28 protein-coding genes are annotated in these 20,773 nt (G+C 72.4%); 25 read left to right on the forward strand and 3 right to left on the reverse strand.

Annotated elements, in window-relative coordinates:
• Positions 1-7 precede the first annotated feature (7 nt).
• From ACSNOC_RS01930 to ACSNOC_RS02000, 15 genes are all read left to right on the forward strand, one after another.
• The gene (locus ACSNOC_RS01930) at positions 8-352 is read left to right on the forward strand and encodes a phage head closure protein (RefSeq protein WP_436745419.1); all 345 of its coding nucleotides are present in this window, start codon (positions 8-10) and stop codon (positions 350-352) included.
• Complete coding sequence (locus tag ACSNOC_RS01935) at positions 352-687, forward strand: hypothetical protein (protein WP_436745420.1); 336 nt, start codon at positions 352-354, stop codon at positions 685-687. Before ACSNOC_RS01930 ends, ACSNOC_RS01935 begins: the two co-directional genes overlap by 1 nt.
• On the forward strand, positions 684-872 hold the full coding sequence (locus ACSNOC_RS01940) for a hypothetical protein (RefSeq protein ID WP_436745421.1): 189 nt from the start codon (positions 684-686) through the stop codon (positions 870-872). The genes ACSNOC_RS01935 and ACSNOC_RS01940 overlap by 4 nt, the downstream gene beginning before the upstream one ends.
• Before the next feature lie 3 nt (positions 873-875).
• Complete coding sequence (locus ACSNOC_RS01945) at positions 876-1,262, forward strand: HK97-gp10 family putative phage morphogenesis protein (RefSeq protein ID WP_436745422.1); 387 nt, start codon at positions 876-878, stop codon at positions 1,260-1,262.
• Positions 1,259-1,681: a DUF3168 domain-containing protein gene (locus ACSNOC_RS01950; protein WP_436745423.1), complete on the forward strand. Its 423-nt coding sequence runs from the start codon at positions 1,259-1,261 to the stop codon at positions 1,679-1,681. Before ACSNOC_RS01945 ends, ACSNOC_RS01950 begins: the two co-directional genes overlap by 4 nt.
• Before the next feature lie 31 nt (positions 1,682-1,712).
• A complete protein-coding gene (locus ACSNOC_RS01955; protein WP_436745424.1) occupies positions 1,713-2,147 on the forward strand; it encodes a phage tail tube protein in 435 nt (144 codons plus the stop codon).
• A 32-nt stretch (positions 2,148-2,179) separates the two neighbouring features.
• Positions 2,180-2,581: a hypothetical protein gene (locus tag ACSNOC_RS01960; RefSeq protein WP_436745425.1), complete on the forward strand. Its 402-nt coding sequence runs from the start codon at positions 2,180-2,182 to the stop codon at positions 2,579-2,581.
• 56 nt (positions 2,582-2,637) lie between these two features.
• Positions 2,638-2,979 (forward strand): phage tail assembly protein T, encoded by a 342-nt coding sequence (locus ACSNOC_RS01965; protein WP_436745464.1) that lies wholly within the window; start codon positions 2,638-2,640, stop codon positions 2,977-2,979.
• On the forward strand, positions 2,897-5,083 hold the full coding sequence (locus ACSNOC_RS01970; protein WP_436745426.1) for a phage tail tape measure protein: 2,187 nt from the start codon (positions 2,897-2,899) through the stop codon (positions 5,081-5,083). The genes ACSNOC_RS01965 and ACSNOC_RS01970 overlap by 83 nt, the downstream gene beginning before the upstream one ends.
• 1 nt (position 5,084) lies before the next feature.
• The gene (locus ACSNOC_RS01975) at positions 5,085-7,913 is read left to right on the forward strand and encodes a hypothetical protein (protein WP_436745427.1); all 2,829 of its coding nucleotides are present in this window, start codon (positions 5,085-5,087) and stop codon (positions 7,911-7,913) included.
• Positions 7,914-7,929: 16 nt separating this feature from the next.
• On the forward strand, positions 7,930-8,433 hold the full coding sequence (locus tag ACSNOC_RS01980; RefSeq protein ID WP_436745428.1) for a hypothetical protein: 504 nt from the start codon (positions 7,930-7,932) through the stop codon (positions 8,431-8,433).
• 14 nt (positions 8,434-8,447) lie between these two features.
• On the forward strand, positions 8,448-8,708 hold the full coding sequence (locus tag ACSNOC_RS01985) for a hypothetical protein (RefSeq protein WP_436745429.1): 261 nt from the start codon (positions 8,448-8,450) through the stop codon (positions 8,706-8,708).
• A gap of 78 nt (positions 8,709-8,786) precedes the next feature.
• A complete protein-coding gene (locus ACSNOC_RS01990) occupies positions 8,787-9,794 on the forward strand; it encodes a LysM peptidoglycan-binding domain-containing protein (RefSeq protein WP_436745430.1) in 1,008 nt (335 codons plus the stop codon).
• 3 nt (positions 9,795-9,797) lie between these two features.
• Positions 9,798-10,070, forward strand: coding sequence for a hypothetical protein (locus ACSNOC_RS01995; RefSeq protein ID WP_436745431.1), 273 nt, complete (start codon positions 9,798-9,800; stop codon positions 10,068-10,070).
• Entirely contained in the window at positions 10,067-10,456 is a 390-nt protein-coding gene (locus ACSNOC_RS02000) for a hypothetical protein (protein WP_436745432.1), read from the forward strand. Before ACSNOC_RS01995 ends, ACSNOC_RS02000 begins: the two co-directional genes overlap by 4 nt.
• A gap of 62 nt (positions 10,457-10,518) precedes the next feature.
• On the opposite strand, the gene ACSNOC_RS02005 is transcribed toward ACSNOC_RS02000, so the two are convergent.
• Positions 10,519-10,935, reverse strand: coding sequence for a hypothetical protein (locus ACSNOC_RS02005; RefSeq protein ID WP_436745433.1), 417 nt, complete (start codon positions 10,933-10,935; stop codon positions 10,519-10,521).
• Positions 10,936-11,320: 385 nt separating this feature from the next.
• Here ACSNOC_RS02005 and ACSNOC_RS02010 point away from each other — a divergent pair, with 385 nt between their 5' ends.
• The 6 genes from ACSNOC_RS02010 (at position 11,321) to ACSNOC_RS02035 (ending at position 15,982) form a co-directional block, all read left to right on the forward strand.
• Entirely contained in the window at positions 11,321-12,523 is a 1,203-nt protein-coding gene (locus ACSNOC_RS02010; protein ID WP_436745434.1) for a helix-turn-helix domain-containing protein, read from the forward strand.
• A gap of 103 nt (positions 12,524-12,626) precedes the next feature.
• Complete coding sequence (locus ACSNOC_RS02015) at positions 12,627-13,181, forward strand: hypothetical protein (protein WP_436745435.1); 555 nt, start codon at positions 12,627-12,629, stop codon at positions 13,179-13,181.
• Positions 13,178-13,462, forward strand: coding sequence for a hypothetical protein (locus ACSNOC_RS02020; RefSeq protein ID WP_436745436.1), 285 nt, complete (start codon positions 13,178-13,180; stop codon positions 13,460-13,462). Before ACSNOC_RS02015 ends, ACSNOC_RS02020 begins: the two co-directional genes overlap by 4 nt.
• 151 nt (positions 13,463-13,613) lie before the next feature.
• Positions 13,614-13,835 (forward strand): hypothetical protein, encoded by a 222-nt coding sequence (locus tag ACSNOC_RS02025; protein WP_436745437.1) that lies wholly within the window; start codon positions 13,614-13,616, stop codon positions 13,833-13,835.
• Positions 13,836-14,012: 177 nt separating this feature from the next.
• Positions 14,013-14,855 (forward strand): radical SAM/SPASM domain-containing protein, encoded by an 843-nt coding sequence (locus ACSNOC_RS02030; RefSeq protein ID WP_436745438.1) that lies wholly within the window; start codon positions 14,013-14,015, stop codon positions 14,853-14,855.
• A 68-nt stretch (positions 14,856-14,923) separates the two neighbouring features.
• Complete coding sequence (locus tag ACSNOC_RS02035; protein ID WP_436745439.1) at positions 14,924-15,982, forward strand: methyltransferase domain-containing protein; 1,059 nt, start codon at positions 14,924-14,926, stop codon at positions 15,980-15,982.
• A gap of 36 nt (positions 15,983-16,018) precedes the next feature.
• On the opposite strand, the gene ACSNOC_RS02040 is transcribed toward ACSNOC_RS02035, so the two are convergent.
• Positions 16,019-16,306, reverse strand: a complete 288-nt coding sequence (locus ACSNOC_RS02040; RefSeq protein WP_436745440.1) for a helix-turn-helix domain-containing protein — start codon at positions 16,304-16,306, stop codon at positions 16,019-16,021.
• 181 nt (positions 16,307-16,487) lie between these two features.
• Here ACSNOC_RS02040 and ACSNOC_RS02045 point away from each other — a divergent pair, with 181 nt between their 5' ends.
• Positions 16,488-16,712 (forward strand): hypothetical protein, encoded by a 225-nt coding sequence (locus ACSNOC_RS02045; RefSeq protein ID WP_436745441.1) that lies wholly within the window; start codon positions 16,488-16,490, stop codon positions 16,710-16,712.
• A 412-nt stretch (positions 16,713-17,124) separates the two neighbouring features.
• On the opposite strand, the gene ACSNOC_RS02050 is transcribed toward ACSNOC_RS02045, so the two are convergent.
• Positions 17,125-17,421 carry a hypothetical protein gene (locus ACSNOC_RS02050; RefSeq protein WP_436745442.1) on the reverse strand — a complete coding sequence of 99 codons (297 nt, stop codon included), beginning with the start codon at positions 17,419-17,421 and terminating at the stop codon, positions 17,125-17,127.
• A gap of 241 nt (positions 17,422-17,662) precedes the next feature.
• Between ACSNOC_RS02050 and ACSNOC_RS02055 the strand changes: the two genes are divergently transcribed.
• Genes ACSNOC_RS02055 through aroA form a run of 3 tightly spaced genes read left to right on the forward strand, consistent with a single transcriptional unit; the run spans position 17,663 to position 20,765 of the window.
• Positions 17,663-18,622 (forward strand): peptidoglycan recognition protein family protein, encoded by a 960-nt coding sequence (locus tag ACSNOC_RS02055; RefSeq protein WP_436745443.1) that lies wholly within the window; start codon positions 17,663-17,665, stop codon positions 18,620-18,622.
• Positions 18,623-18,660: 38 nt separating this feature from the next.
• Positions 18,661-19,374, forward strand: coding sequence for a M50 family metallopeptidase (locus ACSNOC_RS02060; protein ID WP_436745444.1), 714 nt, complete (start codon positions 18,661-18,663; stop codon positions 19,372-19,374).
• Positions 19,375-19,415: 41 nt separating this feature from the next.
• Positions 19,416-20,765: a 3-phosphoshikimate 1-carboxyvinyltransferase gene (aroA, locus tag ACSNOC_RS02065; RefSeq protein WP_436745445.1), complete on the forward strand. Its 1,350-nt coding sequence runs from the start codon at positions 19,416-19,418 to the stop codon at positions 20,763-20,765.
• The last annotated feature ends 8 nt before the right edge of the window (positions 20,766-20,773 follow it).

The following is a 20,773-nucleotide window of genomic DNA, read 5'->3' on the forward strand; positions in this document are numbered from 1 at the left end:
GCCGGCCATGGACGTCGGGCACCTGCTCAACCGCGAACTTCAGGTGTGGCGACCGGTCACGGCCCCGGACGGTGCCGGCGGCTACACCACCACCCTCGTCCAGCAGCCCGGCACCGTCTGGGCGAAGGTCGACCAGCCGTCCGACTCGGAGCAGATGGTCGCGGCCCAGGCCCGGTCCGAGCACGACCACGACATCTATCTGCTGCCCGACGCCGATGTCCGACGCGGCGACGAGCTGCGCGATCCCGACACCGGCGAGAAGTGGCGCGTCCTGGCCGTCGTCCGCCCGTCCGCACCGATCTACCGCAAGGCGCACGGCGCCCTGATCCAGACCGAAGGAGGCACGCCCTAATGGCTGCCCTGAACCTGATCAAGATGCCGGTCGACGGCGGCGTCTCGCTCGACGCCGGGGCCGTGGCCGCTTCCGGCGGCGGCGACACCGCCCCCACCGGCGCCGGATGCTTCCTGTACGTCAAGAACGGCTCGGGGGCGAGCATCACGGCGACACTCGCCACCCCAGGGGAGGTCGACGGCCTGGCCGTGGCGGACGCGGTCCTGACCGTTCCCGCCGGGGCCGCCGGAGCCATCCCCCTCGCGGCGGTGTTCGCCGGCGCCAACAGCCGCGCGAGCATCACCTACTCGGCCGTGACCACGGTGACGGTCGCCGCCTACCAGGTGGGCTCATGACGGCCGCCGAGGAGGCGCCGCGCCCGCCGGAGGAGGGAGAGCCTGGGGAGTACCGCTCCTGGGCGTACATGCTGCTGCGCGAGAACGACGGCGGGGGCGGCCCGCTGGCCGCTATCGGGTGGGCGCTGCTGTCCATCGCGACCGACCTGGCCGCCCTCCGCCGCGATCTGCACCGGAAGAGGTAACCGGTGGCCAGACGGCGCGGGCGGCGCCGCGGCGGGATCACCGTCCGCGTGCGCGGCGCGGAGGACCTGCTGCGCCGCCTGGAGGAGCTGCCCGAGGAGGTCCTGGCCGCGCTCCTGCACGCGTTGAAGGGCACGGCCGAGGCGACCAGGGACGGCACAGCGCAGCGGGTCCGCGTGGACACCGGGAACCTGCGGGACTCGGTCGGCATCCGCTACGACGGGCTGCGCGCCGAGGTCGGCTGGTTCGACCGCCAGGACCTGTACGCGTTGTTCACCGAGTTCGGCACCTCCTCGATGCCCGCTCAGCCCGCGCTCGGCCCCTCCCTGGAGGAGCAGCGCGCCCAGCTCGTCGTCCGGGTGCGGGACGAGGTCAGGAAGGCTCTGCGATGACGGTCCCGACGACGCCACTGCTCGCTGTCCAGAGCGCGCTCTACGCCCGGCTGTCCGGCGACCAGGTCCTGGCCGACCTGGCGCCAGGCGGAGTGCTGGACTACGTCCCCGAAGACCGGCCCTACCCGTTCGTCCACCTCGGCGAGGCCACCGAGGCACCGGACAACAGCCACAGCACATGGGGGCGCCAGACCACCCACACCCTGCACGTGTGGAGCAGGTACCGGGGGTTCGCGCAGGCCCTGGCGATCGCCGGGCGCGTGGTGGAGCTGCTGGATCACCAGCCGCTGACCATCTCGGGCTGGCACCACCTCTCCACCCGCTACGAGTTCTCTCAGACCCTCACCGACCCGGACCCCAGTGGCATGATCCGCCACGTCCCGGTCCGGTTCCGCATCACCACCGAACGAGACATCTGACCCGGCAGCGGCCGGGCGGAAGGAGTACGCCATGGCTGGCCAGGACGCGCACGGCACCCAGTTCCGCCGGGACACCACCGGCACGGGGAGCTTCCAGACCATCGCCAACGTCACCGACATCTCCGGCCCGGACCGCGAGCGCGAGGCGATCGAGGTCACCGCGCACGACTCCCCGGACAAGTACCGCGAGTTCATCAAGGGCCTGAAGGACGGCGGGGAGGTGTCCTTGACGATCAACTACGACCCCGCCAACACGTCGATCTCCGCTTTGGACGCCGATTTCGAGGAGGACGACCTGCGAGACTACCAGATCGTCATCCTCCCGGGCACCGCCGACGAGCACACCTGGGAGTTCACCGCCCTGATCACCGCACTCTCCGACGCCTTCCCGTCGGACGACAAGATGGAGCGCGACGTCACCGTGAAGGTCTCCGGCAAGCCCGTCCTCACCGCGACCGGCGCCTGACCGGCACCCCGATCCCAGAACGGAGAAGCGCCGTGGCGCTGCTGAACAAGACACAGATCATCGCGGCCGACGACCGCGATACCCTTGACGTCCCCGTCCCCGAGTGGGGCGGCACGGTGCGGCTGGCCGCCCTGAGCGGGCAGGAACGCGACGCCTGGGAGGCGTCCTTGATCCAGCTCGGCCCCAACGGGTCGGTGCAGCGCCGCATCACCAAGGGCGCCCGCGCCGGACTGCTGGCCCGCAGCATCGTGGACGAGAACGGCGAGCGGATGTTCACCGACAAGGAGATCACCGCGCTCAACGAGAAGTCCGGCGCCGTCCTTGACCGGCTGTTCGCCGAGGCCCGCAGGCTGTCCGGCATCGGCAAGGAGGCCGCCGACGAGGCCGCGGGAAAATCCGAAGCGACGAACAGCTCCGATTCACCTTCCGGCTAGCGCTCGCGCTGGGCCGCACCCGCCGCGAGCTGCTGGCCAGCATCTCCAGCGCGGAGCTGACGGAGTGGATGGCATATGAGCGGGTCACCGGCCCGCTCGGTCCTGAGCGTGGCGACCTGCTGCACGGGATCCTGGCCGCCGTCATCGCCAACTCCGGCGCCGGTCGCCGCAGGCGCCTGCGGCGACCCCAGGACTTCATCCCAAAGTGGGACACCGTCCGCCGCCGCATGAACCCCATGGACATGCTCGCCGCAGTCCGCAGCATCAACGCCGCCCTGGGAGGCAGCGACGGCGACCAGGGAACGGAGGCGGACGATGGCGGTACTGGACGAGCTGCTCGTCGCGATCGGACTGGACGCGGACGACCTCACGCGCGGCGTCGCGGGACTGACCGATGACGTCGAACAGGGCCTGAACGACGTCGACGCCGCAGGCGCCGGCGCCGATGTCGGCGGCGACTACCTCAACGCCCTCGCGTCCGCCCTGACCCCGGGCGACCTCGACGGCGAACTGGCCAACCTGCTGGACGCCACCGACGAGGCCACGGCCGCCGGGGACGCTGCCGGCGACGCCCTCGGCGACGGCCTTGCGGAGGGGGCGGCCGATGGCGCGGCCCAGGCCGCCGACAACGTCGAGCAGGGCCTGGGCAGTATCCAGGCCGCCGCCGTCGGCGCCGCGGCAGGTGCCGCTTTCCTCGCCGGAATGCAGTCCGCCATGGACATCAGCACCGTCACGGCACGGCTGGACGCGCAGCTCGGCCTCACCCCCGCCCAGGCCGAGCAGGTCGGCACACTGGCAGGCGCCGTCTTCGCCCAGGGCTTTGGCGAATCCGTCGATGACGTCGGCGTGGCCGTTGCCGGTGTCGCGTCCAACCTTGCCGACCTGGACTCCGCGGGGACAGCGGAGCTGGAGAGCCTGACCCAACAGGCCCTGGGCCTCGCGGACGCGTTCGGGCAGGACGTCGGGCAGGCCACGCGCGCCGCCGGACAGCTCATGCGCACCGGCATGGCTCCGGACGCCCAGACAGCGATGGACATCATCGCCGCCGGCTTCTCCCGGGGAGCCGACGCGGGCGGGGACTTCCTGGACACCATCATCGGAGGCGCCGACAACCTCTCCAGCTTCGGGTTCACCGGGGCGCAGGCCACCGGCGTCATCGTCCAGGGCCTCAACGCCGGGGCCGAGTCGGCCGAGTCCGTGACGGGCCTGTTCGAGGAGCTGGTGGGCAACGTCAGCGCCGGGGGCGACGACCTCGCCGCCACGTTCGATGAGCTGGGGCTGAACGCCCAGCAGATGGCCACCGATCTGACCTCCGGCGGACCCGCCGCGAACGCCGCGCTGGACCAGCTCCTGGACTCGATCCGGGCACTGGAAGATCCCATCAAGCAGGACGCGATCGTGGCCGGCCTCTTCGGTGAGGAAGGCGCGGCGATGCAGCGCACACTGCTGGCGATCGACCCCAGCAGCGCGACGGCGGCCCTGGGCGACTTCGGAGGAGCGGCGGCAGAGGTCGCCACCACCATGCAGGCGACCCCGGCGCAGCAGATGGACGCCGCGATGCGCTCGCTGCAAATGACGCTCGGGTCCGCGCTGCTGCCTGCGCTGACCGCCGTCAGCACGTTCATGGCCGAGAACCAGGCCGTCATGCAGGTCGCCATCCCGGTCGTGCTCGCCCTGGCCGCCGGCCTCGGCATCGCCGCGATCGCCCAGTGGGCGATGAACTCCGCGCTGTTGGCCTCCCCGATCACGTGGATCATCCTCGGCGTCGTCGCCCTGGTCGCCGCGATCGTCATGATCGCCACCCAGACCACCGTTTTCCAGGACATCTGGCACGGCGCGATGGACGCTGTGGGCGCCGCGTGGGACTGGATCTGGGGCAAGCTCCAGGCCGGGTTCAACTTCCTGCGCAACCTGATCGTCAACTGGTCCCTGCCGGGCTTGATCATCACCCACTGGGACTCGATCAAGGGCACGTTCGGCGCCGGGGTCGACTGGATCGAAGACAAGGTCGACGCAGGGATCGACCGGGTGAAGAACTCGTTCAACCGGCTCAGAGCGCTCCCCGGCGACATCGCCGACTGGTTCTCCGGCCTCGGCTCGGACATCGCCGACCCCATCCGGGAGGGGTTCCGAAACGGCATCAACGGCATCATCTCCGGCTGGAACGGCCTCAGCTTCACGCTGCCGTCCGTGGACCTCGGGCCGTTGGGGAGCATCGGCGGCGGCACCATCTCCACCCCCAACGTGCCCTACCTCGCGGACGGCGGCATCACCACCGGCCCCACGCTCGCCGTGATCGGCGAGGGCCCCGAGCAGGAGGCCGTGCTGCCGCTGTCACGGCTCGACAGCATGCTCCGCTCCGTGCAGCCCGCCGTGCGGAACGCCGGCGCACACCGCGTGGAGGCCGTGCTCCGTGTGGAGGGCGACGGCGGGATTGCCGAACTGATCCGCCGGGCCGCTCGCGGGCGCGGCGGCCCCGAGCTGCTTTTTGCGGAGGTGTGACGTGCCGGAGCTGCTGGCGCAGATCCTGCTGCCGACCGGGTGGGAGGACATCACCTCCGACCTGCGCGAGAGCGGCGGGGCCGTGATCAAGAGGGGCCGGCCGGACGAGGCCGCGCAGGTCGACCCGGGAGAACTCACGGCCACGCTCAACAACCGCGGCGGCAGGTACAGCGTCAGGAACCCCGAGTCGGACTTGTTCGGGTCGATCGGCCGCTACACCCCGATGGGGGTGTGGGTGCGCGGCCCGGACCGGTTCATGCGGCCCACCGTGGCCGGCGGCCGGGCCACCGTCGCGGCCACCACCGCGATGGATGTCACGGCGGATCTGGACGTGCGGCTGGAGCTGGCCCTGTACTCCATCCCGGCTCTGGACGCCGCCTACCAGCATGCGGTCACCGAGCTGGCCGGACGGTACGTCACCAGCGGGGACCAGCGCTCCTGGCGGCTGCTGCTGGACAACCGCGGTGTGCCCAGCCTGTCCTGGTCCACGGACGGCACCCTGGCCGGGTTCCGCGAGGTGTCCGCCACCGCGCCCCTGCCCTACCGGCCGGAGGAGCGTTTCGCGCTCAGGGCCACCCTGGACGTCAACAACGGCGCGGGCGGCCACGTCGTGGCCTTCTACCACGCCGCGTCCCTGGACGACACGTGGGAGCCGCTGGGCCAGGCCGTCACCGGCGCCGGAACCACCAGCATCAAGGCCGGCACGACAGCGCCGCTGGAGGTCGGCTCACTGGCCTCCCTGGCGTTTGTGACCGGGCACGGCCGCTACTACGGGGCCGAGCTGCGCAACGGCATCGGCGGGCCGGTCGTGGCCGAGTTCGACGCCACCGTGCTGCCTGCGGGGACGACGGCCTGGACGGACAGCGTGGGCCGGTCATGGACGCTGGCCGGCGGCTCGACCATCACCGACTGGTACCCCCGCGCTCTGGACGAGGTCGTCACGTGGCCCGACCAGTGGGACACCAGCGGGAACGACGCGTGGGTGAACGTGACGGCGGCCGGGCCGCTGCGCCGCCGCTCCACCGGCCAGAAACCCCTCGAAAGCACACTGCGGCGCCGCATCCCCAGCGCCGACCCGGCCCCGCTGGCGTACTGGCCGATGGAGGACGGCAGCGCCGCGACCAGCGCGGCGTCCGGCCTGCCCGGCGGCCAGCCACTGACCCTGACCAACGTCCGGTTCGCCGCCGACTCCTCCCTGCCCAGCTCGGCGCCACTGCCGACGCTGGCCGACGGCGGCGCGACGACGGATCTGGTCGGGGCGGTGCCCGGTGCGGCGGCGGGCGGCTGGCACGCGGAGATGGTCTACCGCCTCGACACGATGCCCGCCACCGAGCGCACCATGCTCAGGTTGTACCTGGCCGGAGCGTCCGGCGGCGTCACGGCCGTGCGCGTGCGCATCTCCACGGCCGGTATCCGAGTCCAGGCCCTCGACATCGATGACAATGTGGTGGCGTTCGCGCTGTTCACTGACCCGGCCGCGATCGCGTCGTTCACCGGCGGCTGGAACAGGCTGGCCCTGTTCTCCTACCAGTCCGGCGGGTCGTGCTTCGTGCGGGCCGCCTGGCGGGACGTCGGCGCCGGCACCTACAACTACGCCGGTACCGTCTGGTCCGGCAGCACCGTCGGCCGCGTCGTCCAGGTGCGCGGCGTGTGGGGCACCGACTTCCAGGGCGCCGCGATCGGGCACCTGGCCGTGTGGGATGTCGGCGGCACCGGCACCACGTCGCCCGGGGTCACGATCTACGACGGCGCCGACGACGGATACTCCGGCGAGGAGACGGTGGCGCGGATGCGGCGCCTGGCGGCCGAGCTGCGGTGGAAGGTCACCGCTCCCGGGATCGCCGGCGACTCCGAACCGCTCGGCCCGCAGCGCACCATCACGGCACCGGACCTGCTGCGCGAAGCGGCCGACGCCGACGGCGGCCTGCTGTACGAGCTGCGCGGCAGTCTCGGAGCGCTGCACTACATCCGCCGCCGTGGCCGCTACAACCCGCGCCCCGCCGTCATCCTCGACTACAGCGCCGGGGAGGTGTGGCCGCCGTTCACGCCGCGCGACGACGACGCCGGCGTGCGCAACAGCATCGTGGTCCGCCGCCCCGGCGGCAGCGCCAGCGCTCCGGCCGAGCGCACCACCGGCCGACTGTCCACCGCCGAACCCCCCGACGGCATGGGCCTGATCGATGAGGACATCGAGCTGAACCTCGCCGGTGACGAGCAGCTCGACGGCCGCGCGTACTGGCGGCTGCATCAGCGGGCATGGGACGACGCGAGGTGGCCGCAGGTCACCATCAACCTCGCCAACCCCCGCGCGGCGTCCCTGCGTCAGGAGATCCTCGACGGCCTGGACGTCGGCGCGGTCATCCAGATCCTCAACCCCCCGGAAGGCCGCCCGCCGGGCCCGTACCTGCTGGAAGTCGCCTCCTACACCGAGACGCTGGACGCCGTGCGGTGGACCATCACCGCCAACTGCCTGCCCGCAGGCCCGTGGGCGGTCGCCACCACCCGGCCGGACATCCTCACCGCCGACACCCCGCCCCACCGGGTCGACACCGCGCTGTCCACCCTCGCCACGGGCATCGACACCGACGACATGTCGCTGTCCGTGGCGACCAACACCGCGGCGGGCGGCCTGACCTGGACCACCACCCCGACGCACTACCCGCTGGACATCGAGATCGGCGGCGAGCGGATGACCATCTCCGGCATCACCGGCAGCAGTTCGCCGCAGACGTTCACCGTCGCGCAGCGGTCCGTCAACGGCATCGTCAAGTCCCACCCGGCCGGGGCACAGGTACGGCTCGCCCCGCCCACACCCGTCATCGGCCTGTAGCAGGAAGGAGCCGCCCGTGCCCTGGCCCTACCGCCCCGGAGACCCGATCCTCGACGCGGAGCTGGCCCTCGCGCTCGGCCGCCGCGTTGAGCTGTCGGCCGACACCGCCGGCGTCACCAGCTCCACCACGCTCGTCACCACCGGCCTCGTCGTGCCCGTCGCCGCCAGCGCCCAGTACGACTTCCGGGTCCGCGTCGCCTACAACTCCAGCCAGACCGGCGGCGCGCGCTTCGCCTGGACCGCACCCACCGGCGCCGCCATGACCCGCCACGTCCTGGGCGTGGCCGACGGCCAGAACGCGGCCAGCGGCACGGTCGTGATGCGCGCCCGCGACACCGGCACCGAACAACTCGCCGGCGGTGGCCTCACCTTCGCCTCCTACTGGGAGGACATCCGCGTCGTCACCGGCGCGACGGCCGGGAACTGCACCCTGATGTACGCCCAGGCGAATTCGAACGCAACCGCGACCATCATCCGCGCCCTGTCCTTCGTGGAATACCGGCGCGTCACCCCCGTGTAGAGAGGACACCCTTCATGGCCGCTCCCGACGGCGCCACCAGCGTCGCGTACACGTTCCAGCTCAGCGAGGGCAACCCCGACCTCGAACAGACCTATGTGTTCCCCGTCGGCACCGGATCCGCCGGCGGCGACCTGCGCGACGCCCTCGCACGCGTCGCCGCCGACGCGATGCGCGGCTACCTCGAAGCCGCCTACCCCAACCGCGCGGTCTACGCCTCGCGGACCTACCAAGGCGCCATCTCGGGAACGCCGTGGCCACCGGCCGAGGAAGAGTGACCGACCACCCAGCCCGACCATCCACCGCCCCCGGCGCCACCTGGCCCGGGGGCTTATCGCTGCCCGAAGGAGGCCGCCATGCCCTGGTACCCGGGCGCCACCCGCATCGAGTTGAAGCCGGAGAGCGGCAGTCAGCCGCATATCCAGCCCACCCAGCTCATCGTCCACAGCATCGTCGCGCCGTGGGAGCCGCGGCGCCTGTACGAATACTGGGCCAACTCCACGTCGCTCGAATCCCACTTCGGCCTCGGCTACGGCGGCGACCTGGCCCAGTACCTGAGCACGACGACCCGGGCCGACGCCAACGCCTCCGCCAACCGGCGGCCGGACGGCACGGGCGCCATCAGCGTGGAGACCGCCAGCAACACCAAGGCGAGCGACCCGTGGACGGACGCTCAGGTCGAGGAACTGGTCGCGCTCGGCGTGTGGGTCCACCAGGTCCACAACGTGCCACTGCGCATCTGCCGCACGCCCTCCGACGCGGGGTTCGGCTACCACCGGCTGCACCGCGAGTGGTCCACCTCCGGCACCGCCTGCCCCGGCGCGGCCCGGGTCGAGCAGTTCGTGAAGGAGGTGTTCCCCAGCATCGCCGCGGCAGCCGGTGGCACCGAGAAGCCCGGCGGAACGTACACCGTCCGGGACGGCGACACTCTCTCCGCGATCGCCGCCCGCTACAAGGGCGTCATCTGGCAGGACATTGCCCGCGCCAACGGCATCCCCGCCCCCTACGTCATCCACCCCGGGCAGCGCCTGGCGATCCCGGCCGGCGGCAAGACCGCCCCCTCGACCCCGCCGCCCGAGCCGGTGGTCGACCTCTCCCGCCTCCGCGAGGCGGCCCGCAGCGACCCGGACCGGCGCGGCACCCCCGTGTCGTACAGCGGCGCCCAGGTCGTGGAACTCGCCCTGGTCGCCGAGGGCCTGCTGTCCCGCTCCTACGCCGACGGCCACTTCGGCACCGCCACCATCCGGGCCTACGCCCAGTGGCAGCGCCGCCTGGGCTACACCGGCTCGGCCGCTGACGGCGTGCCCGGCAAGACCTCGCTCACCCGCCTCGGCCAGCGCCGCGGCTTCACCGTGAAGGACTGACCCATGCAGACCAGTACCCAGACCGTGATCCGCTCGGCGATCCAGTGGACTGTCTCCGTCGCGGTGATGCTCCCGGGCATCGTCGCCGCGTCCGGCGTGCCGGACACCATGCCATGGGTGGCCGGCGGCCTCGCGGTCGCGGCCGGCGTCACGCGCGTGATGCAGCTCCCGGACGTACAGGCCGCCCTCGACCGGCTCGGCCTGTCCACCGCCCCGCCGGAGCCGCCGCCCCCGGCCGGACTCGGTAAACCCAACTACCCGGCGGAGGACAGGTGACCCCAGACCGGGTCGGGGTCTGGGCCGGAGCCGTCCTCGGCCTTGCGGGGGTCTCCACCCTCCTCTGGCGAGCGGGGAGAGGGCTCGCCCGGCTCATCGCTCGCGTGGACGAGGTGGTGGATGACTGGCGCGGCAGCCCCGAGCGCCCCGGGGTACCGGCGCGGCCCGGAGTATTGGAGCGCATCGCCGGGATCGAGGAACGGATGTGTCAGCTTCTCGACCGTGTCGCGCGGGTGGAGAGCCAGGCCGCCGCGATCGAGCACGAGCTGCACCCCAATGGGGGCAGCAGCTTGCGGGACGCGGTCAACCGCGTCGACGCCCGCACGGCGCGGGTGGACGCCCGGACCGCGCAGATCGCGTCGGACGTCTCCCCGGACACCGAGTGAACCACCATGCCCCCGCACACCAGCCCAAGAGGGCGGTGTGCGGGGGCCTTCGTCGTGTGCGGTCAGCGGCGGCGGCGCCTGGAGTACGCGGTGTGGGCGGCCTGCCGGGCAGCGCCGACCCGGCGCCGCACCGCCTCGTCGGGGATGGCTGCCACAGCGGCGAGCGCTTCCCGTACCTCGTCCGCGGCGGCGGCCGGGCGGCCGGTCGCCTCCTCGTAGTCGGCCAGCAGGCGGCCGACCAGCCCGGCGAGCCGTGTGATACGTGGATCGCGCAGCGGCTCCCGAGGGATCACCTCGTAGTCGGCCAGCTCCTCCTCGGGCACCGTCCGCTCCCGGACGGTCCGGGGCTCGTCCCACTCGCCGGTGTCGGGGTCCTGGACCACCGCCCGCAGCACCGCCGTCGGGCCGGTGGTGTACGGGTACCAGGTAGTCCCGTCCGGGGCTCGCAGAGCTGCAGCCGACAGGATGTCCTCAGTCATGGGTCATCGGTCCTCTCCACTCGAAAGGCAGGAAGGGGCCTGCTCCCTGCCCGCGCCCTTGGAACGCGCACGTTGGCCGACGTCGCAAGGGACGCCTTTTTGTGCACGGCGGGTGCTCTCGGTACGGGTCGGGCGTATGGTCTCCGGCACGGCGGCCTCACGCCCCCCGCGGGCCGGATCCCGGCCAAGCCCTCCGTCTCCTCCCCGTGCCGGGAGACGGGGCGCCGCGTGCCCGTGCCCGTCAGCACTACGGCCCCGCCGGTAACTCCGGCGGGGCCGTTCGCTGTTCTCCAGCCGTTGGCCGGGAGTACCGTCCTGAGTGCCTAGTTCAGTCGGAACGGAGTTCAGCATGCCACACACTCCTGACAACCTAAACGGCCTCTCGATGGGCGAACGAATCCAGGTGCTCCGCGAATCGCGGGGCATGACACGCAAGGTTTTGGCGGGCCTGTGTGGCTACGGCCCTGACTGGCTGAAGAAGATCGAGAAGGGGTACCGGGAGCTGCGCTCCCACACCCAGCTCCTGCGCCTGGCCGCAGCGCTCCAGGTCTCCGACCTCTCCCTGATCACCGGCGGAGAGGCCGCGCCCGTCCCTCTCGGCCGCCTGCATCACCCCACACTGCCCGACATCTGGGACGCCGTGATGCGGCGCAACCTGATCCGGCCGGCGGACGGCCCGGTCGATGTCGCGGTCCTGCGGGGCCGCGTCGACCAGACCTGGCGCCTGTGGCACGGCTCCCGCCACAACCGCACCGAAGTGGGCTCATTGCTCCCTGGACTGATCCGGGACGCGGAGGCCGCCGTCAAGGCGCTGGACGGTGCCGAGCGCCGGTCCGCCCTCGTCGTTCTGTCTGACGTCTACCGGCTCACCGGGCAGGCGACGGCCTACGTCGCCCCTGCCGAGCTGGCGTGGGTCGTGGCCGACCGCGCGCTGATGGCCGCACAGGATGCGGACGCGCCCGCCTCCATCGCCGCGGCGGCGTGGAACCTCGGCAACATCCTGCGCGAGACGGCCTACCCGGAGCAGGCGCTGGAGACGGTGACGGACGCGGCAGAGTTGCTCCGGCCGCACCTTACGACTGCGCCAGAGGACTGGCGCGGTATTTACGGGGCGCTGCACCTGAACGCGGCCGTCACCGCCGCCCGTGAAGGTCGCGAGGGCGACGCGTGGCGGCACTGGGACACCGGCGATCGTGCGGCAAAGTCCCTACCGCCGCACTATGTCCACGCCTCCACCGTCTTCAGCCGCGCGAACGTCGCGTTCCACGCGGTCAGTGTGGCGACCGATCTGAAGGCATCGAGCCAGGCGCTTTCGCTGGCCGACGACATCGCCCCGGACACGATGCCGTCCTTGGAGCGGCGGGCCCGGCTGTGGGTCGAGGTAGCGCGCGGCCACATCCAGCGCGGGGAACGCACCGCCGCCCTGCACGTGATGCAGCTCGCCCACGGGATCGGGGCGGAAACCGTCGCTTACACCCCGTCAGCTCGGACAGTGGCGGCGGAGCTGTGGCGGACTGCCCCCCGGGCACTGCGCCCAGAGGCCGCTGCCCTGGCGGAGGCCATCGGCATCGCCGCCGAAGCCGCGTAAGGGGGACGAGAGGAGAGGGGGGACAACCTGTCCCCCCTCTCTCGCCCGGCACGCCCTACGGTCATCGACGCGTCACACAGCGTCTACCGCAGGAGTGTCGGTGATGACGACCGTACAAGCAGCGCTTCCACCCCAGCCCGTCCCGGTCTGGGTCCCCGTCGGCTACCTCGCCCGGCCCCGGCCCTGTGGCCGCTACTGGGACGCCGTCACCATCAATTACATCGACGGATACCGCGTGATTGGCGCACTCGGTGCCGCCTCCGGTGCCGTCATCGAGGACCCCGAGAACGACCGCGTCACCTGGCTGGTGCACGCCGGGACGGCCGCAGGCTGGGACCTCCCCGGCGTCACCGTCCTCGGCCACGGCCACACCCTCCTGGTGCCGCCCCTCGAACCGCTCGACACGGCGACACTTCGGTGGGCCATCCGGCCGGGCCCGGACCCGCTGACGTGCCACAGGGCGCTCTACGAGCACCTCGTCGTCGTGACGGGCGGACGGCCCGACCCCAGGATCCTGTCGACGTACACCAGTCCGGAGTGCCTGTGGGCTGACCATGACGCGTGCACCAAGGGCGAGGTGCCCGCGACGCCGCCGACGACCACGGTGGTCGAGGAACCCTGCTGCTGCCGCTGCCACCGACCGGAGGACGGCCGGTGAGCGCCGCGACGGTCGAGATACCCGCGCCGACCACGCTGGACGAGCAGCAGCTCCAGGCCCACAACTGTGCGCTGTGCGGCGCGGACCTGCTGCCCGCCTGGACCTGGGACTGGTCCGGGCTCCGGCTCCTCGGCCCGGTGACGGACCAGGACGGCGCCGTTCACGACCTGGCGGCGTGCGCGCCACGGTGCGTGCCCCCGCGCCGGGAGCGTGGCCAGCACTGGCCGCCGGGCGGCCCGCCGCGCGTCCGGCCGCTCGGCAACCGGCCGGCCGCGCCCTGATCCCCTGCGCCCGCCCGGCATGGGCACCCTCCTCAGCCCCTGGGTGCCCTGCCCTCGGCCCGGGCCGGCGCAGTCCCCGCCCGCCCCGGCACACCCACCCTGCCGGGGCGGGCACCCACAGACGAAATGACCACCCCGAAGAAAGGAACGCATGTTCGGGAAGAAGAAGACGGAGACGCCGACGGTCCGCAAGGCGAGGAGCGTCCTCGCCCGCGACCAAGCCAAGTACGGCGACTCGTCCCCGTCTCGCACAGGCGAGGTGCTGGGATCCCAGTTCATCGCCCAGCGGCCGGACTGGGACAACCTGCAAGACGACGAGATCGCCTGGCGTCACCGGCACGAGCGCCCGAGGAAGTCCTCCGAGGGCGAGTAGACGAAGCGGCGCGCGGAGGCGAGCCCGGGCGCCGCTTCCCCGGCTCCGGTGGTGGCTGCCAACCGCTGGAGCCCGGCCCCGGCCGTCACGAGTCAGACGGCCGGGGCCCCTCCTCACCCATGCAGACGAGAGACGAGGACCCCCGTGCACCTGACACCCTTAGCCACTATCAGCTCCGTGGAGCTGGAGATCACCGGTACCTGCAACCTGAACTGCACTCACTGCTGTACCGGCTCCAGTCCGCAGGCCCCGGCCGGGACGATGAGCCTCCTGGACTGGCTGCACGTCCTCGATGACGTTCGCACGCTCGGCATTCCGGAGGTGCAGTTCATCGGCGGCGAGCCGACCCTGTCGCCGCACCTTCCCGCGCTGATGGACCGCGCCGCCGGTATCGGTCTCCAGGCCGAGGTCTACAGCAATCTCACGCATGTCCGCCCGTCGCTGTGGGCGCGGCTGGAGCGCCCCGGCGTCCGGCTGGCCACCAGCTACTACTCGGACGACCCCGACGAGCACCAGCAGATCACGCGCGGCCGGGGCAGCCATGCCAGCACCCTCGCCAACATCAAGGCCGCGGTCCAGCGCGGTATCCCGCTGCGCGTCGGGGTGGTCGAGGTCATTCCGGGGCAGCGCGTGGCGGAAGCCGTCACCCAGTTGCGCGGGCTCGGGATCACGAACATCCGCATCGACCGGACTCGACGCGTCGGCCGCGCCGCCGGCGGGAGCCCGGCGTCCCTCTCGGAGTTGTGCGGGCGCTGCTTCCACCAGCGCGCCGCCGTCGGCCCCGACGGCGACGTGTACGGCTGCATCCTGTCCCGCGACTTCCCCAGCGGGAACGTCCGGCAGACGCGGCTGCGTGACATCATCGGCGGCACCCGGTGGGCCGCGACGGCCGCTATGGTGCCGGTGGCCGAGGCGGCTTGCACGCCGGACGACAGCAACGACTGCGATCCGGCGAACACCGAAGCCTGCGCCCCTGCCTACGACTTCGCACCTGCCCCACCTCTGGGAGCCCTCGCGTGACCTGGCATCCTCACGCCGCCGCCCTCGCGGTGAGACTGACCAGCGGCGGATCACGCTGGCGCCGACCCTTGGCCGAGACGCCCCGCCATCAGCTCGTGCCCCGCTGGTGGGAACGCGGCCCGGACGGCTGGACCCTCATCGACGGTGCCGAGGACGAAGCCCGGTGGGCCGCGACGGCCTACGCCGACAGATCGCTGATCACCAGCGTCGTCGGCCAGCATGCCGACCACGCCACGCCCGGCGACCGGCCGGTCGGCCTGCCGACCTCCTCGGCGACCCTGCCGAGCCTCACCCTGCGCATGCTCCGGTACGCCCAGCTCGACCACGGCGACGAGCTGCTCGACGTGGGCACCGGGTCCGGGTACGGCACCGCGCTCGCGACCCACCGCCTGGGGGAGAAGCGGGTGACGAGCGTGGACATCGACCCGTACCTGGTCGGCGTCGCCCGCGAACGCCTGGCCGGCATGGGGCTGCGTCCCGGCATCTTCTGTGGCGACGCGACCGGCGCGCTGCCCGGAAGCTACGACCGCATCGTCGCCACCGTCGCGGTCCGGCCCATCCCGGTGAGCTGGCTGGCCGCGCTGCGCACCGGCGGCCGACTGGTCACCACGATCTCCGGCACATCCCTGATCGTCACCGCCGAGAAGAGGGCGGACGGCGGCGCCGAAGGACGCGTGGAATGGGACCGCGCGGGCTTCATGCACGCCCGCCCCAGCCCCGGCGACTACCCGCCCGGCGTCGGGGAACTGCTCGCCCTGGCCCGCGATCAGGAAGGCGACGAGGTGACGGTCGGCCCGTACCCGGTGGTCGACGTCGCGAACGCATGGGACCTGTCCTCAATGCTCGGCCTCACCGTCCCTGGAATCGAGCACCAGTACCAGGAGGACGGCGAGCAGCGCGTCGCCCTCATGGCCCACCCGGACGGATCCTGGGCCCGCGCCACCGCCACCGGCGACGACCCGCCGGCCGTGCACCAGGGTGGTCCCCGCCGCCTGTGGAACGAGCTGGACGCGATCCGCTCCTACTGGCTCAGCAACGGCGAACTACCCGTTCGCGGCGCCCGCGTGCTCATCAAGCCCGACGGACGCGCCGTCCTCGCCCGAGGGAAGTGGCACATCCGGCTGTGAGCGCCCCCATGGGGGTCCGTGAAGGAGGAGAGCGACCTACTGCGGATCGCGGGCCCCGGCTGCTGTCCCCTCGGGCGGCAGCCGGGGCCCACCAGGCATCAGCGAAGCCGGAGGCACACCCAGGACCAGAGCGATCTCCAGCAACCGATCCACCCTCGGGCTCACGAGCCCGTTCTCCAATCTGGAGATGGACTTCCAGTCCACGCCCATCCGCTCCCCGAGCTGGGGCTGCGTGAGCCGCGCCCGCTCCCGGGCCGCGCGCACGCGTCGGCCGATGTCCGCACGGAGTGCGAGGAGGTGCGGGGGGACGGGGGCGATCGGCACCCTGACACGCCACCGGGAAAGCCCCTATCAGGCCATACCGCGCGGTGGTATGTTTCCCGCCCCCTCGGCCCCGCCTCGTGCTCTTGCTGAGCACGGAGGGGCTTCCGTGGGGCCACGCGGGTGACTGTGCCGCTCCCGCAGCAGCACAGTGCGAGCAGCACGACGAAAGAGAGGAGTGGCGGTGAGCGGGCGAAGACAACGAGGTCCCGAGTCGATCACCGTGACCGGCGAGACGATCAGGATCGGAGACGTCATCAGCATCGACGGCGACTACTACCCCGTGCGGGGGATGGACCACGTGCCCGAGGGCACGCGCCTGCACCTCGACGGCATGCTCCTGATCCTGCGACCGCGCACCGAGATCGGCATCCTGCGCGGCATGCCCTCGGTCCGGCCCGGCCGGTGACGCGGGCCCCGCGTCGGCGAACTACCGCCGCTGAGCCCTGCGCGTGTCCGGTGACGTGAGCCCTGAGCGTGCGCAGCGCCGGGCGGAGACCGCAAACCCACTGCCTGGTAAGGACGGCCCCGGCCACCGCGATCGGTGGCCGGGGCCGTCTGTTGCTCGGGAAGAACCATTTGCACTCACCCCCTACAGGGGCTCGGGAGGCGGCACCGACAGCGTTTGGCCGTGACCAAACGGGCGGCCCATCCAGCGCCCGATGGCTACGGGGAGCGTCATCGAGCGTCACGCAGATGGGTAGTTTGTCCGCTTGTGTGGCATCGTCGCAGGTCACAGGTGGTTAACGGTTCGGGTTCGAGTCCCGTCACTCACCCCAGACGGTCAGGGCCCGGCCCGCGGAAGCGCGGCCGGGCCCTCGTCATGTCCGGCGCAGTGCGGGGATCACGTGCCGGCGCACATACCGCCGGACGCCGCCCAGGCCGAGGCGGCCGTGGATGACGGCCGTGTCCGCGGTGCGGGCCAGGCCGGTCAGGTGGTCGCGGCTCGCCGGGCCGACGCCGCCGCCGATCACGAGGGCCGTGACGCCGCCGGCCGTCAGCAGGCGGGCCGCGTCGGCGTCGGCGGTGACGCCCGCCGCCTCGAAGCCGTGGCGCCGCAGCGCGGCGGTGGCCTTGTCCACGATGCGCCGGCTGCGGCCGATGATCAGGACGGACATGGGAAGCCTCCTGGGGAACGAGGGCGGTCGCGGGCCGGGCACCGGCCCTGTCCCCTTGCTGCCCACCAGGCGCGGGCGCAACCCGTGGATCACGCCGGTTCGCGCGCCGCGGCGCTGACCGGCCCGGACGACCCCATCACAATCCGGTTATTCGTGTCACGTCGGGCACGCAGTGCCACTCCCCGTGGCAATCTGATTACAGCGTCCGGGGCGCCCCGTCCCGGAGCGAAGGGGCATTGCTATGGCTTCTCCACTCTCCGCCGACACGCTGTTGAAGGCCCTGAAGAACGAGGGTGTCAAGGTCGTCGAGTACAAGTCGTGGCGTACGAACAACCGGAACCACAAGGGGGCTTGGGGGCCGGTGCACGGGGTGATGATCCATCACACCGTCACCACCGGGACCGATGCCACGGTCGAGCTGTGCTACGCGGGTCGCTCGGACCTGCCGGGGCCGCTGTGCCACGGTGTGATCGCCAAGGACGGCACCGTCCACCTGGTCGGCCACGGCCGCGCCAACCACGCCGGGTCCGGGGACGGCGACGTGCTCGCCGCAGTCATCGCCGAGACGTCCCTGCCCGCCGACAACGAGACCGACACCGACGGCAACATCCACTTCTACGGGTTCGAGTGCGTCAATCTCGGTGACAACAAGGACCCCTGGCCCGCCGAGCAGGTCGAGGCCGTGGTCCGCGCCTCCGCCGCCCTGTGCCGGGCGCACGGCTGGGGCAAGGGCGGCGACACCTCGGTCATCGGCCACGCGGAGTGGCAGCCGGGGAAGATCGACCCGCGCGGCCCCGGCATCACCATGGGCGACGTGCGCAAGCGCGTCGCGGAACGGCTCAGGCACGCCGCCGACTGGAATCCGGAGGAGGACGACATGGCCGTGTCCGACGAGGACATCGAGAAGATCGCGAAGGCGGCGGCCCGGCAGGTGGCCCTGTACAAGGACACCCGGCTGGACAGCAGGGACGCCCGCCAGATGTGGGACGACGCGTCGTCGCCGCACCACACCTGGCAGTTCAAGGCGGAGGGCGCCGCCAAGGACGCCTGGGGCTACCTCACCGCGCTGGTCTCGGAGGTGACCGCGCTGCGCGCCGCCGTGGCCGAACTGGCCGGCACCCTGGCGGCCGGGAACGACGACGTGGACGCCGACGCCCTGGTGGCCCGCATAGAGCAGGCGATCGCACAATCGGGGAAGTGACCCCACGCCTGTCCGCGGACCCCTAAAATCGGCCCGCTATGGACATCGCTGACATCGACGAGCTGTGGAGCCGGGTCACCGGCACCCAGTCCGAGCCCGACCTCTGGCTGATCCTCGTGACCGCCGCCCTCGCCTTCGCGGCGGTCGCGCCGTTCGGTGTCTGGCGCCTGTCCCGGAACACGATCACGATCGCGCACGAGGGCGGCCACGGGCTGATGGCCCTGCTGACCGGCCGGCGGCTGGAGGGCATACGCCTGCACTCCGACACCTCCGGTCTCACCGTCTCCCGTGGCAAGCCCGCGGGGTTCGGCATGATCCTCACCGCCGCCGCCGGGTACACCGCGCCCTCGCTGCTCGGGCTCGGCGGCGCGGCCCTGCTCGCGGGGGGCCGCGTCACCGCCCTGCTGTGGGGGGCGACCGGCCTCCTGCTCGCGCTGCTCGTGATGGTCCGCAACGCGTACGGCATGCTGACCGTGGTCCTCACCGGGGCCGCGTTCCTGCTGGTGTCCTGGCTCACCGGGCCGGACGTGCGGGCGGCGTTCGCCTACGTCGTGGTCTGGTTCCTGCTCCTGGGCGGGGTCCGGCCGGTGTTCGAGCTCCAGGCCAAGCGCCGCCACGGCGCGGCCCGGGACTCCGACGCCGACCAACTGGCCCGGCTCACGCACGTACCCGCCCTGATGTGGCTCGTCTTCTTCCACGCCGTCACCCTGACCTCCCTGATCGGCGGCGGCCGATGGCTGCTCGGCCTGTGAGCCGGGTCGTCACGGTGCGTCGCGCACTAGAGTGAGTGTTTATGACCGACCACAGCGAAACCCTCGCGCTCTGGCCCGCGCCGCTCGCCTCCGGCGCGGTCGATGCGACCGTCACGGTGCCCGGATCCAAGTCGGTCACCAACCGCGCCCTGATCCTGGCCGCCCTCGCCGCCGACCCCGGCTGGCTGCGCCGCCCGCTGCGCTCGCGGGACACCCTCCTGATGGCCGACGCCCTGCGCTCGCTCGGCATCGGCATCGAGGAGACCGTCTCGTCCAGCTCCGCGGTCTCCGGACTGCCCCAGGGCCGCGGCGAGTCGTGGCGGGTGATCCCCGGCGCGCCGCAGGCGCCCGCCACCATCGACGTGGGCAACGCGGGCACCGTGATGCGCTTCCTGCCGCCGCTCGCCGCGCTGGCCGAGGGGCCGGTCCGCTTCGACGGCGACCCCCGCTCCCACGAGCGCCCGCTGGGCGGCCTCATCGACGCGCTGCGCGCCCTCGGCGCCCGCGTCGAGGACGACGGGCGCGGCGCGCTGCCGCTGACCGTGCACGGCGCCGGGTCCCTCGACGGCGGCTACGTGGAGGTCGACGCCTCGACGTCCTCCCAGTTCATCAGCGCCCTGCTGCTGTCCGCGCCCCGGTTCAACCAGGGCATCGAGGTCCGCCACACCGGCCGCACCCTGCCGTCCATGCCGCACATCCGGATGACCGTGGACATGCTGCGCAAGGCGGGCGCCCAGGTGGACTCGCCCGACTCCGGCGGCGAGCCCAACGTGTGGCGGGTGACCGCGGGCGCGCTGCTCGGCCGCGACGTGGTGGTCGAGCCCGACCTGTCCAACGCGCAGCCGTTCCTGGCCGCCGCCCTGGTCACCGGCGGCACGGTGACCATCCCCGACTGGCCCCGGCAGACCACGCAGCCCGGCGACGCGCTGCGCCGGATCTTCACCGACATGGGCGGCCGGTGCACCCTGGACGACCGGGGCCTGACGTTCAGCGGCACCGGGCGGGTGCGGGGCATCGACGCCGACCTGAGCGAGGTCGGGGAGCTGACCCCGGGCATCGCGGCCGTGGCGGCGCTGGCCGAGTCGGAGTCCGTGCTGCGCGGCGTCGCGCACCTGCGCCTGCACGAGACGGACCGGCTCGCCGCGCTCACCAAGGAGATCAACTCGCTCGGCGGTGACGTCACCGAGACCTCCGACGGCCTGCGCATCCGGCCGCGCCCGCTGCACAGCGGCGTCTTCCACACCTACGAGGACCACCGGCTCGCCACCGCGGGCGCGATCCTCGGCCTGCTGGTGAAGGACATCGAGATCGAGAATATCGCCACCACCGGCAAGACGATGCCCGACTTCCCGGATCTGTGGCACCGGATGCTCTCGGGAGAGAGCGACTAGGGCGCGAC

The organism is Streptomyces sp. URMC 129 (assembly GCF_051386415.1).
Lineage (GTDB): Bacteria > Actinomycetota > Actinomycetes > Streptomycetales > Streptomycetaceae > Streptomyces.